Origin of the sequence: Bradyrhizobium sp. Leo170 (genome assembly GCF_004296405.1) — a bacterium.
Lineage (GTDB): Bacteria > Pseudomonadota > Alphaproteobacteria > Rhizobiales > Xanthobacteraceae > Bradyrhizobium.
In genome coordinates, this window is record NZ_PSRR01000283.1 from 1 (window position 1) to 11,336 (window position 11,336).

At 64.1% G+C, this 11,336-nt stretch carries 12 protein-coding genes and 1 pseudogene; 3 read left to right on the forward strand and 10 right to left on the reverse strand.

All coding sequences use genetic code 11. The features are described from left to right. Positions 1-364 precede the first annotated feature (364 nt). The 6 genes and pseudogenes from aptA to uvrC form a co-directional block, all read right to left on the reverse strand. Complete coding sequence (aptA, locus tag CWO89_RS33025; protein ID WP_130582684.1) at positions 365-1,711, reverse strand: omega-aminotransferase AptA; 1,347 nt, start codon at positions 1,709-1,711, stop codon at positions 365-367. A gap of 153 nt (positions 1,712-1,864) precedes the next feature. Further along, a pseudogene (gene prmB / locus CWO89_RS33030) lies at positions 1,865-2,838 on the reverse strand (50S ribosomal protein L3 N(5)-glutamine methyltransferase). Continuing rightward, entirely contained in the window at positions 2,838-3,305 is a 468-nt protein-coding gene (locus tag CWO89_RS33035; RefSeq protein WP_130582675.1) for a molybdenum cofactor biosynthesis protein MoaE, read from the reverse strand. Before CWO89_RS33035 ends, prmB begins: the two are co-directional and overlap by 1 nt. 8 nt (positions 3,306-3,313) lie before the next feature. Then, a complete protein-coding gene (gene moaD / locus CWO89_RS33040; protein WP_130582676.1) occupies positions 3,314-3,565 on the reverse strand; it encodes a molybdopterin converting factor subunit 1 in 252 nt (83 codons plus the stop codon). After that, on the reverse strand, positions 3,562-4,176 hold the full coding sequence (gene pgsA, locus CWO89_RS33045) for a CDP-diacylglycerol--glycerol-3-phosphate 3-phosphatidyltransferase (protein WP_027581164.1): 615 nt from the start codon (positions 4,174-4,176) through the stop codon (positions 3,562-3,564). Before pgsA ends, moaD begins: the two co-directional genes overlap by 4 nt. An 89-nt stretch (positions 4,177-4,265) precedes the next feature. Further along, positions 4,266-6,347: an excinuclease ABC subunit UvrC gene (gene uvrC / locus CWO89_RS33050; protein WP_130582677.1), complete on the reverse strand. Its 2,082-nt coding sequence runs from the start codon at positions 6,345-6,347 to the stop codon at positions 4,266-4,268. A gap of 225 nt (positions 6,348-6,572) precedes the next feature. On the opposite strand from uvrC, the gene CWO89_RS33055 reads away from it, so the two are divergent. Continuing rightward, positions 6,573-7,187, forward strand: a complete 615-nt coding sequence (locus CWO89_RS33055) for an outer membrane protein (protein WP_130582678.1) — start codon at positions 6,573-6,575, stop codon at positions 7,185-7,187. Between the two features lie 278 nt (positions 7,188-7,465). On the opposite strand, the gene CWO89_RS33060 is transcribed toward CWO89_RS33055, so the two are convergent. From CWO89_RS33060 to CWO89_RS33075, 4 genes are all read right to left on the reverse strand, one after another. Then, the gene (locus tag CWO89_RS33060) at positions 7,466-7,681 is read right to left on the reverse strand and encodes a cold-shock protein (RefSeq protein WP_027581161.1); all 216 of its coding nucleotides are present in this window, start codon (positions 7,679-7,681) and stop codon (positions 7,466-7,468) included. A gap of 259 nt (positions 7,682-7,940) precedes the next feature. Then, complete coding sequence (locus CWO89_RS33065; RefSeq protein ID WP_130582679.1) at positions 7,941-8,801, reverse strand: 23S rRNA (adenine(2030)-N(6))-methyltransferase RlmJ; 861 nt, start codon at positions 8,799-8,801, stop codon at positions 7,941-7,943. Positions 8,802-8,969: 168 nt separating this feature from the next. Beyond that, complete coding sequence (locus CWO89_RS33070) at positions 8,970-9,653, reverse strand: ribonuclease T2 family protein (protein ID WP_130582680.1); 684 nt, start codon at positions 9,651-9,653, stop codon at positions 8,970-8,972. A gap of 118 nt (positions 9,654-9,771) precedes the next feature. Next, positions 9,772-10,242: a hypothetical protein gene (locus CWO89_RS33075; RefSeq protein WP_130582681.1), complete on the reverse strand. Its 471-nt coding sequence runs from the start codon at positions 10,240-10,242 to the stop codon at positions 9,772-9,774. A gap of 170 nt (positions 10,243-10,412) precedes the next feature. Between CWO89_RS33075 and CWO89_RS33080 the strand changes: the two genes are divergently transcribed. Continuing rightward, positions 10,413-10,703 carry a hypothetical protein gene (locus CWO89_RS33080; protein ID WP_130582682.1) on the forward strand — a complete coding sequence of 97 codons (291 nt, stop codon included), beginning with the start codon at positions 10,413-10,415 and terminating at the stop codon, positions 10,701-10,703. Between the two features lie 26 nt (positions 10,704-10,729). Next, on the forward strand, positions 10,730-11,269 hold the full coding sequence (locus tag CWO89_RS33085; RefSeq protein ID WP_130582683.1) for a DUF3617 domain-containing protein: 540 nt from the start codon (positions 10,730-10,732) through the stop codon (positions 11,267-11,269). The last annotated feature ends 67 nt before the right edge of the window (positions 11,270-11,336 follow it).

The window sequence follows — 11,336 nt, forward strand, 5'->3', positions numbered from 1 at the left end:
CAATCCATGCCGCGAGAATGCGGTCTCACATCCTCTCACCACTACTCCACCGTCATGCCCGCGAAGGCGGGCATCCAGTATCCGGCAGCCTCTCGGCTCAAGCACTGCTGTCTCTGGAATACTGGATCGTCCGCCTTCGCGGACGATGACAGCGGAAGGCTGTTTGACAATTGAATCAGAACTCGGCCCGTCATTGCGAGAGCGGCCACTCCAATCCATCTCCTCACCCTGAGGAGACCGCGCAGCGGTCGTCTCGAAGGGCGAGGCCACCGGCGGGGCCTCATCCTTCGCCCGGCGATGCGTAGCATCGTCCGGAGACGCGCGCTCCGCGCTCTTCAGGATGAGGGTCCAGCAAAACCGCGCTCTACGCCACCGCGCGGATGATCTTGCCGACCTTGTCGACGATCTCGCCGATCTGGTCCTCGCTGACGATCAAGGGCGGCGTCAGGCACAGCGAGTCGCCGGCGATCCGCAGCATCAGGTCGTTGTCGTGGAAGGCGCTGTTGAGAGCGGCGAAGCCGCGCTTGCCGGGGCCATCCGCGATCGGGGCGAGATCGATGCCGGCGGTCAGTCCTACGGTGCGGATATCGACCACGTTCGGCTGGTCGCGCAGCGACATCACCGCGTCGGCGAATTTCGGCTCGAGCTTGCTCGCGCGTTCGAACAGCTTCTCCTCGCGGTAGATGTCGAGCGTCGCAAGGCCGGCAGCGCAGGCCAGCGGATGCGCCGAATAGGTGTAGCCATGGGTCAGCTCGACCACATGCTCAGGGCCGTTCATGAAGGCGTCGTGGATGGCGCCGCGCACGATCACGCCGCCCATTGGAGCAGCGCCATTGGTGATGCCCTTGGCGAAGGTGATCATGTCGGGCGTCACGCCATAGCGCTCCGCGGCGAAGGCAAAGCCGAGCCGGCCATAGCCGGTGATGACCTCGTCGAAGATCAGGAGGATGCCATGCTTCTCGGTGATCTCGCGCAGCCGCTTCAGATAGCCCTTCGGCGCCGGCAGCACGCCGGTCGAGCCGGCCATCGGCTCGACGATCACGGCAGCAATCGTGTTGGCGCCGTGCAGGTTGACGAGGCGCTCGAGCTCGTCGGCGAAATGCACGCCATAGTCCGGCTCGCCCTTGGTGAAGGCCTGCTTCTCGCGGTCATAGGTCGCCGACAGATGATCGACGCCGGTGAGCAGCGAGCCGAACAGCTTGCGGTTGCCGACGATGCCGCCGACCGAGGTGCCGCCGAAGCCGACGCCGTGATAGCCGCGCTCGCGGCCGATCAGGCGGATGCGGCTGCCCTGGCCGCTGATCTGGTGATAGGCGAGCGCAATCTTCAGCGCTGTGTCGGCCGCTTCCGAGCCCGAATTGCAGAAGAACACGTTGTCGAGTCCCTCGGGCGCCAGATCGGCGATGCGGCTGGCGAGCTCGAAGGATTGCGGGATGCCGAACTGGAACGGCGGCGCGTAGTCCATCGCCGCCGCCTGTTTGGCGATCGCTTCCGAAATCTGGGTGCGGCCGTGGCCGGCATTGCAGCACCACATGCCGGCGGCGGCGTCGATGATCTGGCGGCCATCGACGGTGAAATAGTGCATGTCCTTGGAGCCGGCGAGCAGCCGCGGCTGCTTCTTGAAGGCGCGGTTGGCGGTGAACGGCATCCAATGCGCGGCGAGGTCGTTGGGAACATTGACGGCGGCGGGGCGGGGGCTCTTGTCCAGCATGGGGGCCTCGTTGATGGCGGTGAGCTGATTTGCCTTGAAAGTATCAGCTTCGCTGCCCCACGTGAACGGCGTGAGCTGCGATATTTCCGCCGCGTTGCACTGCGTCACACGGCATCTTCGAGCGTAGCGGGCACCAGCTCGCGTGAAAGAGCGTCAAGCCGACGAGAGATCGGTTGCGCCAATCCAGAACACTTCGCCCTCGGAATCCTCGGTATCGAGCCAGAGCAACGGCAATTGCGGATAGGCGGCTTCCAGGACCTCGCGCCGCGGCCGATCTCGCAGAGCAGCCCGCCCTCCGCACTCAGATGCTGAGGGGCCTCGTCGAGGATGCGCCTGACAATGTCGAGCCCGTCGGCGCCGCCGTCGAAGGCGAGCTTCGGCTCGGCGCGGCATTCCCGCGGCAGCGAGGCCATGCCGAGCGCATCGACATAGGGCGGATTGGAGATGATGAGGTCGTAACGCCTGCCTTCGAGCGGTTCGAACAGGTCGCCCTGGTGCAGCGTGAGCCGATCCTCGAGTCCGTAATCCCTGATATTGCGCGCGGCGACCGCCAGCGCGTCCTTCGAGAGGTCGACCGCGTCGATGTCGGCATTCGGGAAGCTGCGGCTGGCGAGAATCGCAAGGCATCCGGAGCCGGTGCAGAGGTCGAGCACCGTCACGACGGACAAGGGATCGTCGATCAGCGAGCCGCCCTCCGCCTCGTCGCCGCCGAAATGCGAATCCAGGAGTTCGCCGATGAAGGAGCGCGGCACGATGGTGCGCTCGTCGACATAGAAGGGCAGGCCGCGCATGTAGATCTTGTTGACGAGATAGGCGGCCGGCTTCCGCGTCGCGATGCGGCGCTCGATCAGATCGAGGATCTGGCTGCCCTCATGCGCGGTGACGCGCGCGCCGGCAAACTGATCGAACTGGTCGGGATGCAGGTGCAGGGTTTCGCAGACCAGGAAAGCAGCCTCCGCCACCGGATCGGTGGTGCCGTGCGCGAACACGAGCTTTGCCTCGGTGAAGCGGCTCACCGCATAGCGGACGAAATCGAGCAGGGTCTTGAGCTCGCCCGCTGCGACTTTCGGGGATTTCGGTACAGATCGGCCGCGCTTGGCGGCGGCCGGCGTGGTACGCTTGGCCATCAGGATTTGGTCCAGCGCGCGGCCGCCGCGTCATCATGGTCGCGCGCCTCGATCCAGCTCGATCCCCGCGCGCTTTCCTCGCGCTTCCAGAATGGCGCGCTGGATTTGAGGTAGTCCATCAGGAATTCGGCGGCCTGGAACGCGGCCTGCCGGTGCTGCGATGCCGTCACCACCAGCACGATGTTCTCGCCCGGCGTGATGCGGCCGACGCGGTGAATGACGGTAAGACCTGATAGCGGCCAGCGCGACATCGCTTCCTCGGCATGGCGCCTGATTTCGGCTTCCGCCATGCCGGGATAGTGCTCCAGCGTCAGCGCCGCGATCGGCTCGCCATTCTCGCTGCCACGGCAGATGCCACTGAAGCTGACGACGGCGCCGATATCGGTGCGGCCCTTGCCGATCGCGGCAATCTCCTGCGCGATGTCGAAATCGGCGTCCTGGATGCGGATGGTCGCAATCGCGGTCATGTGGTGGCTCAGCCGCCCGTCATCGGCGGAAAGAATGCGATCTCGCGCGCGCCCGATATCACGGCATCCTGCTTGACATGGGCATGGTCGATCGCGGCACGGATCACCTTCGGCTTCTCAAAGGCATAGGCGGAGGCCTCGTCGCGCCCGGCGAGCCAGTCGATCAGCTCACCGACGGTACGGATATCGGCCGGCGGCTCGATGGTCTCCTCGGCCCTGCCGATGCGTTCGCGGACCCAGGCGAAATACTTCACCTTCATCCCTCATCCTCCTTGATGAGATGGTGGATGCCGGCGCGGAAATAATCGTAGCCGGTATAGATCGTGACGATCGCGGAGATCCACAGCAAGGCCAGCCCGATCAGGGTGACCACCGGGACCACCTGGTCGCCGGCCTCGCCCGCCAGCAGGAAGCCGATCGCGACAAGCTGCACCGTGGTCTTCCATTTGGCGAGCTTGGTCACGGGGACGCTGACGCGCAGGCCAGCCAGATATTCACGCAGGCCCGACACCAGGATCTCGCGGCAGAGGATCACGATCGCGGCCCATAGCGACCAGCCGTGGATGATGCCGTCCGCGGCCAGCATCAGCAGGCAGGAGGCCACCAAAAGCTTGTCGGCGATCGGGTCCAGCATCCGGCCGAACGCCGATTGCTGGTTCCAGATCCGGGCATAATAGCCGTCGAGGTAATCGGTGATGCCGGCGGCAATGAAGATCGCGACCGCCACCCAGCGCAGCCAGAGCGGGCCGTCCATGATCGCCTGCACATAGATGCAGCCGACCACCACCGGGATGGCGGCGATGCGGGCGTAGGTCAGGATATTCGGGAGGGACAGGGTCTTGGGCTGCCCCCTTGTGGTCGCCATGTTCATCCGTCTTACCAATACCGCTGAAGCGTCGAGGTCAACCGTGGGCGCATAAGATGGTCCGCTGCAGGCGACGCCTTGATGACTCCATCTCTTTAGCCCCCCGGCTGGGCGTGGAAAAACTCGAAGATCTTCCGCGCGCTCTCGGCGCTGACGCCGGGAACCTTGCCGAGGTCGGCGATCGAGGCGCGCTCGATCTCCTTCAACGTTCCGAAATGATGCAGCAGCGCGCGTTTGCGTGAGGGGCCGATACCGGGAATTTCCTGCAAGCCGGCCTCGCGGATGTCCTTCTTGCGCAGCTTGCGATGCGAGCCGATCACGAAACGGTGCGCCTCGTCGCGCAGCCGCTGGATGAAATACAGCACGGGATCGCGGGGCTCTAGCTTGATGGCCTCGCGGCCGGGCATGAACAGCGTTTCGCGGCCGGCATCGCGGTCCGGCCCCTTGGCCACCGCCATCAGGGATACCTGGGTCAGTCCGAGCTGGTCGAAAATCTCGGTCGCCGCGTTCAACTGGCCCCGGCCGCCGTCGATGATGACGAGGTCGGGCCATTGCGGGAAGGAATCGTCGTCAGCCTTGACCTTGGGCGCTTCGCCCTCGGCAGGCTTCAGCAGCCGCTTGAACCGCCGTTCCAGCACCTCGCGCATCATCGCGTAGTCGTCGCCCGGGGTCAGCCCCTCGGACTTGATGTTGAACTTGCGGTACTGGTTCTTCATGAACCCGTCGGGACCCGCCACGATCATGGCGCCGACCGCGTTGGTGCCCTGGATGTGGCTGTTGTCGTAGACCTCGATGCGCTTCGGCGCCTGCGGCAGGCCAAGCGTCGTGGCCATGCCTTCGAGCAGCCGGCCTTGGGTCGCGGTGTCCGCAAGCTTGCGGCCGAGCGCCTCGCGCGCATTGGTCAGCGCATGGGTGACCAGCTCTTTCTTCTCACCGCGCTTGGGGACTGAAACCTCGACCTTGCGCCCCGCCTTTACGGATAGCGCGTCGGCGAGCAGTGCGGCGTCCTCGACCTCGTGCGAGAGCAGGATGAGCTTCGGCGGCGGCTTGTCGTCGTAGAACTGCGCGAGGAACGAGGAGAGCACCTCCTCTGATGTGAACGACTTCTCCGCGCGCGGGAAATAGGCGCGGTTGCCCCAGTTCTGGCCGGTGCGGAAGAAGAACACCTCGACGCAGGAATAGCCGCCGTCCTGGTGGATGGCGAACACGTCGGCTTCTTCCACCGTGCGCGGGTTGATGCCCTGCTGCGACTGGATCGCGGACAGCGCGGCGAGGCGGTCGCGGTAGAGCGCGGCGGTCTCGAATTCGAGCTCGCCGGAAGCCTTCTCCATCTCAGTGGCAAGCTCCTGCTTCACCGCATGGCTGCGGCCCGACAGAAACTCGGTCGCCTCGCGCACCAATTCGCCATAGCCGGGGAAATCGATCTCGCCGGTGCAGGGGCCGGAGCAGCGGCGGATCTGGTAGAGCAGGCAGGGCCGGGTGCGGCTTTCGAAGAAGCCGTCGGTGCAGGAGCGGATCAGGAACGCGCGCTGCAGCGCCGTGATGGTGCGGTTGACGGCGCCGGCGGAGGCGAACGGGCCGAAATAGCGCCCGGGCCGCGTCTGCGCGCCGCGATGCTTGAGGATCTGCGGCGCCCAATGGTCGCCGGTGATCAGGATGTAGGGAAACGACTTGTCGTCGCGGAGCTGCACATTGAAGCGCGGCCGGAGCTGCTTGATGAGGTTGGCCTCCAGCAGCAGCGCCTCGGTCTCGGTGGTGGTCGAGACGATCTCGACATTCACCGTCGCCGCGATCATGCGCAGGATGCGCGCCGGCAGCGGCGCGTTGGGCCGGGCATAGGATGAAAGCCGTTTGCGGACATTCTTCGCCTTGCCGACATAGAGCACGTCGTTGGCCGCATTGAGCATGCGGTAGACGCCCGGCGAGGTCGGGGCGAGCCGCACCGCATTCTCGATCGCGGCATGGCCGACCGCGAGCGTACCCTCGGCGACCGCCTCCGCTGGTTCCTCGGGAACCTCGGGCAGCCGCGCGTCCTCGTCCTCCTCCGTGGCCGACGTCGCCGGATCGACGTCGCCGGTGACGAGCGCGAGGTCCTGCGGCGGCAAATCGGGCTTCTGGCCGTGGCGCGTTCCCTTGGGCACGGACGCCTTCGGATGGTCGGTAGAATCGTGATCCATGGGCCTAAACTAGGCGCTGCCGGACGGCATCGCCAGCATCGGGCTTCGAGGGAAAGCCCCGCGCCGGTAACGCTCCATTAAGACTGATGGATGGGCGGCAACCGCTGTTAACAGGCCTTTAACGTAAAACTTTCGATAAATCTTCCCGAAAAACCAGTGAATTCCGTAACCATGCCGGCCTTCGCAACCGGCGGGTCACGGCTGTTGCGTTCTGGAGTGGTTGCGATGAAGCGGTTTGTCGTCTTGCGCCTGCTGGCGCTGTTGGTCGGGGGCTGGACGACGTCGTCAGCAGCGGCCGATTATCGCGGGCCCTATACCGTCAACCAGCCGCTCAACGCCTTGAGCTGGGCAGGGCCCTATCTCGGCGGCAATTTCGGCTATGCTTGGGGCGGCGTGAACAACAACCCGGCCAAGCCGTCGGGTTTCGCGGGCGGCGCGCAGATCGGCTACAACTGGACCAACGGCCCGTGGGTGTTCGGTGCCGAAGGCGACATCCAGGCCACCGGCGCGGAAGAAACCTTTGCGCCCTGGAAATTCTCCAATCCATGGTTCGGCACCATCCGCGGCCGCGGCGGCTACGCGTTCCAGAACGTGCTGTTCTACGCGACCGCCGGCCTTGCCTTCGGCGAATTGCGGGCCGAGACCTTCGGCCTGTCGGAGTCCCAGACCAATGTCGGCTGGACCGCCGGCCTCGGCGCCGAAATGGCCTTTGCGCCGAACTGGAGCGCCAAGCTCGAATATCTCTATGTCGATCTCGCCAGCAGCAACTTCATCATCACCGGCGCATCGAACAGCTACCATTTCGGCGTCATCCGCGCCGGCGTGAACTATCACTTCTAAAGCGTGATGACTTTTCTTCGAATCATCATCCCGCTTTAGCTCTTTGTTTGAGCATGATCTTTTTCGGAAAACCGGTGCCCACTTTTCCGGATCATGCTCTAGCCAATCACTTCGAAGAATAAGAAAACGATTGACAACAACCTTCCGGCCGTCGCAGGCGGCCGGAATTTTTTATGCCGAGCCGACGCGCAAGATCACGCGCATGCCTATGCGAGCGGGACGCCGCCCGGCAAATCCTTACCCGAGACTTCAGTCCGCTTCAGCGTGAGCGCGAAAGCTCACGATGAAATCACCAGATTGACCGCCTTGGGGCCTTTGCCCTTCTTGTCTGGTTCGACGTCGAACGTAATACGCTGTCCTTCGGTCAAATCCTTTAGTCCTGCGCGCTCGACAGCGGTGATGTGAACGAACACATCGCGGCCGCCGTCGTCAGGCTTGATGAAGCCGTAGCCGCGCTCTCCATTGAAGAATTTGACTGTCCCAGTCATGGCCATCGGGAAACTCCTCCCCCGCATTGCACCGCCGCTACGCGTAACTCACATAGCGGGTGACCGGACATTCGCTGCCGGAAGCTTGGCCACCTCAGCGGACCCGTGTCACGCCACCGACCCGCCTGGATTTTTCTTCGGCCTTGTCACTCCGCCGCAACCATTCGCGGAAGCGGAACGTAAAGCCAGTCCTAACGTGACAAGCATAATACGGTTCCGGGCGAGTTGCCTATGGTCGAGTGGGAGTTTTCAGCAACGGCTTTGGTTAAGGTTTGGGCGTCTCCAGCCTGAATCGGCCCGCACCGCCTTGGCCCAAGGGCTTTTCCAGCTCGGGCAGGATGATTCTGAGTTCGCCGGCAAGCGTCCAGGGCGGATTGACGATCAAAAGCCCGGTCGAGACCAGGCCGCTATCGGCTTCGCGAGGCGCGACGCTGAATTCGAGTCGCAGGCATTTGCCGGCCGGCGTGCTCTTACCTGTCTCGGACGCGACATGCCGTGCGAGATCGTCGGTCACGCGACGGCTCTTCGCGGGGTACCACAGCAGATAGCTGCCGGTCGGCCATTTGGCGAACGCCTCGGAAAAGCCTTGCGCCAGCCGCTCGAACTCGTCCTTGGCCTCAAAAGGCGGGTCGATCAGGACCAGGCCGCGCCTTTCTTTCGGCGGGACGAAGGCCGGCAGCGCGGTCCAGCCATCGAGGTCGACCACCCGCGCCTGGGCGTCGCGGCGCAGCGCGTCGATCAGGCGTTTGCGCGCCTCAGGCGCGAGCTCACAGGCGGTGAGGCGATCCTGCGGCCTGAGCAGCGCCCGCGCGATCAGGGGCGAGCCCGGATAGGCCTTCAGTTCGCCCGGCGGGCTGAAAGCTCTCACAATGTCGAGATAAGGCAGTACCAGCGGCAGCGCTTCGTTCGAGAATCGCGCCTGCATCACCCGCGCGATTCCGGTCAGCCATTCGCCGCCGCGCCGCGCCTCGTCGGAGGTGAGATCATAGAGGCCGGCGCCGGCATGGGTGTCGATGACGCGGAGCGCCGCCGGCTTTTCCTGCAGATAGAGCAGGATTCGCACCAGCACGATGTGCTTGATGACGTCGGCGAAGCCGCCGGCGTGAAAGGCGTGACGGTAGTTCATGCCTGACGGTTACGACATCGCGCAGATGAAAGTAACCCAGCTCATGTCGGGCAAGTTGAAAGCACCGAACTTGGATGCGCAGCTTCACGTCGGAGATTCTCGAAATTCCCGATGCACAAACTGCATATTTGAGGTCTGGTCCTCCGGACTATCCCGGAATGACGAAGCCTAGCCACCCCGGATCGGCGGCATCACCACCTGGTCTCGGCGGCAGGCGCGGCGGTCGGTTTCCTCGCAGGCGCGGAACTGCATGTCCTTGCTCATGCAGATTCTGACCTCGCTGAGCCGCTTGCTATCGCAGGTCACGGAGATTGCCGAACTGCTGAGGCCCGGATTGGACTTGATGAAGGCCTCTTCGATCTCGCCGGGTGCGACCGTCTTCGGCTCCGATAGTTGCAGGAATTCCTCAGGAATCTTCACCGCGGCGCGGGCCTTGCGGATGCTCTCGAAATAGGCGCGTGCCGAGAGGCCGGAGCAGGTGCCGTGCTTGTCCCATTCGTTGTAGATCAGCCCGGGCGCCGGCATCAGGTCGAGCATCGAGGTCATGACGTTGCGGGCGAGGCGTGGAGCGGGCCGCTGGCAATATTCCGGAAAGCCGCGCTCATATTGCGGCCAGAGGCCATGCACGACGAAGGAGTAGGGGCGTCCGCCGCATTGGACCTGCGCCCGCCTGCCATCGCCGCGCTCGGAGGCGGCTTCGCAGAACGACGGCGACCAGGACAGGGCAAGCACGTAGAAATCGAACTCGCCCGGCGCGTTTTGCCGGCGGTCCTGGGCACCGACCGGGCCGGTCACGGTTAAAAACGCAAGGACGGAAATCAGCAGCCGGGAAACCAAGGCCAATCGAAACATCAAGCACCCCTCACACTCGACCGCTGGCGAGCCTAGCAGGGAGATGGAACATTTCAAGAACAAAGTGTGGTGCGACGCATTGCTTGATTAACAAGCGCCGCCACGCCAGCCCTAAGGATCAGGGCCGGGCCGACTTGCAGGCGGGATTATAGGCCCAGTTGCGGTCCAGTCCGACCACGCACCATTCGACGCCCTGGCCGATGCTAGCAAAGCCGCCGTCCTCGATGATCGAGAAATGCACGGTGCGCACCTTGCCGTCGCTCAACATCGCGTCGCCCGAGCAGTAGCGGCGCGGGATGTTGTCGGACTGCCAGGGACGGAAAGCAGTCTCATGGATCCGCGAATAGCCGGTGATCACCAGCGGGGAATTCCAGAACTGGCCCTCTTTTTCCTGGAACTGAGACGCAATGGTCGGCAGCGCTGCCTCGCAGGGGGCCACCCGTCCTTCATAGCTCGGCCCGAACAGCCAGAAGTTCAGCTCGAGCGGATTGGCGGCGTGCGCGGTCTGGGCGGACGCCAACAGGCCAAACAGCAGGCCGAATGCGGCGCAGAGGCCAGTTTTGGTCAAGGAACGAACAGAGTTGCACATGAGAATCCGCCGGATATCCAACGCGCGGGACGGTGCCGCGAAGCCCGGGCAAGGTCAAGTGCAACGCGGCAACACTGGCGGAGAACTCCGCAAATCTCCGGCCCACGATTCTTTTCACCGTCGCCGGCGCACTTTATGGTGTCGCCCAAGGATTTAAGGAGAGGTCTGCGATGCGAAGGATTCTGGCCGCTGGCATGGTTGCCGCAGGTGCAATGCTGGCCGTTGCACCGGCCCAGGCCGACTGGGTGCCCCCGTTCAAGGGCAACGATACCGGCGGCATTATCGCCTATTCGCTGGCAAGGCAGGCCGATGCCCGCCAGCTCGCGGTCGATCACTGCGCTTCCTACGGCAAGGTGGTGAAATTCCTCGCGGTGCAGCCCTATGAGGGTGGCTACGTCTCCTTCTCCTGCCGCTGGGTGCCTTGGAGCGCCGCCGAGCGGCCGCTGCGCACGCTTTATTGATCGCCGCCCGTTACCGGCATCGCCGCATGACACGACATTTCGTTCTGCTCGGATCGGCCATAGGCCTGGCTGCGCTGCTGCCGGGCGTGGCCGGCGCCGTCGATCTCCCTGTTCGCAAAGCGGGCCTGTGGGAGATGAAGATCGTGCGTACGGGCTCGACCATGCCCGAAATGACGATGCAGCATTGCACCGACGAGACCACCGACAAAGACATGAGCACGGCGGTCTCGCCGATGGCGAAGGATATCTGCTCCAAGCAGGATATCCAGAGGACGGCGACCGGCTATGTCAGCGATTCCGTGTGCGGCGTCGCCGGCGTCACGGTGACCTCGCATGCCGAGATCGCCGGCGACTTCAACTCCGCCTACACCGTGAAGACGACCTCGCACGCCGATCGCGGCTCCGCCGGTGCGGCGCGCGATACCACCGGCACCATCGAGGCCAAGTGGCTCGGTCCCTGCAAGGCGGATCAGAAGCCCGGCGACATCATCATGGCCGGCGGCATGAAGATGAACATCAAGGATATGGAAAAGCTGAAGGGCATGATCCCCAAGCTGCCGAAGTAGTTCTTCTCGTAGCCCGGATGGAGCGCAGCGCGCATCCGACTTCAGCTCGGACTCAAGGTGCCAATTG

What these genes read in the sequence shown, in the direction of transcription:
- CWO89_RS33060 (WP_027581161.1), bottom strand. Translation starts at nt 7,681, where the DNA reads ATGGCCATGACTGGGACAGTCAAATTCTTCAATGGAGAGCGCGGCTAC.
- uvrC (WP_130582677.1), bottom strand. Translation starts at nt 6,347, where the DNA reads ATGGATCACGATTCTACCGACCATCCGAAGGCGTCCGTGCCCAAGGGA.
- CWO89_RS33085 (WP_130582683.1), top strand. Translation starts at nt 10,730, where the DNA reads ATGACACGACATTTCGTTCTGCTCGGATCGGCCATAGGCCTGGCTGCG.
- CWO89_RS33065 (WP_130582679.1), bottom strand. Translation starts at nt 8,801, where the DNA reads ATGAACTACCGTCACGCCTTTCACGCCGGCGGCTTCGCCGACGTCATC.
- CWO89_RS33055 (WP_130582678.1), top strand. Translation starts at nt 6,573, where the DNA reads ATGAAGCGGTTTGTCGTCTTGCGCCTGCTGGCGCTGTTGGTCGGGGGC.
- aptA (WP_130582684.1), bottom strand. Translation starts at nt 1,711, where the DNA reads ATGCTGGACAAGAGCCCCCGCCCCGCCGCCGTCAATGTTCCCAACGAC.
- CWO89_RS33070 (WP_130582680.1), bottom strand. Translation starts at nt 9,653, where the DNA reads ATGTTTCGATTGGCCTTGGTTTCCCGGCTGCTGATTTCCGTCCTTGCG.
- CWO89_RS33080 (WP_130582682.1), top strand. Translation starts at nt 10,413, where the DNA reads ATGCGAAGGATTCTGGCCGCTGGCATGGTTGCCGCAGGTGCAATGCTG.
- CWO89_RS33075 (WP_130582681.1), bottom strand. Translation starts at nt 10,242, where the DNA reads ATGTGCAACTCTGTTCGTTCCTTGACCAAAACTGGCCTCTGCGCCGCA.
- moaD (WP_130582676.1), bottom strand. Translation starts at nt 3,565, where the DNA reads ATGAAGGTGAAGTATTTCGCCTGGGTCCGCGAACGCATCGGCAGGGCC.
- CWO89_RS33035 (WP_130582675.1), bottom strand. Translation starts at nt 3,305, where the DNA reads ATGACCGCGATTGCGACCATCCGCATCCAGGACGCCGATTTCGACATC.
- pgsA (WP_027581164.1), bottom strand. Translation starts at nt 4,176, where the DNA reads ATGAACATGGCGACCACAAGGGGGCAGCCCAAGACCCTGTCCCTCCCG.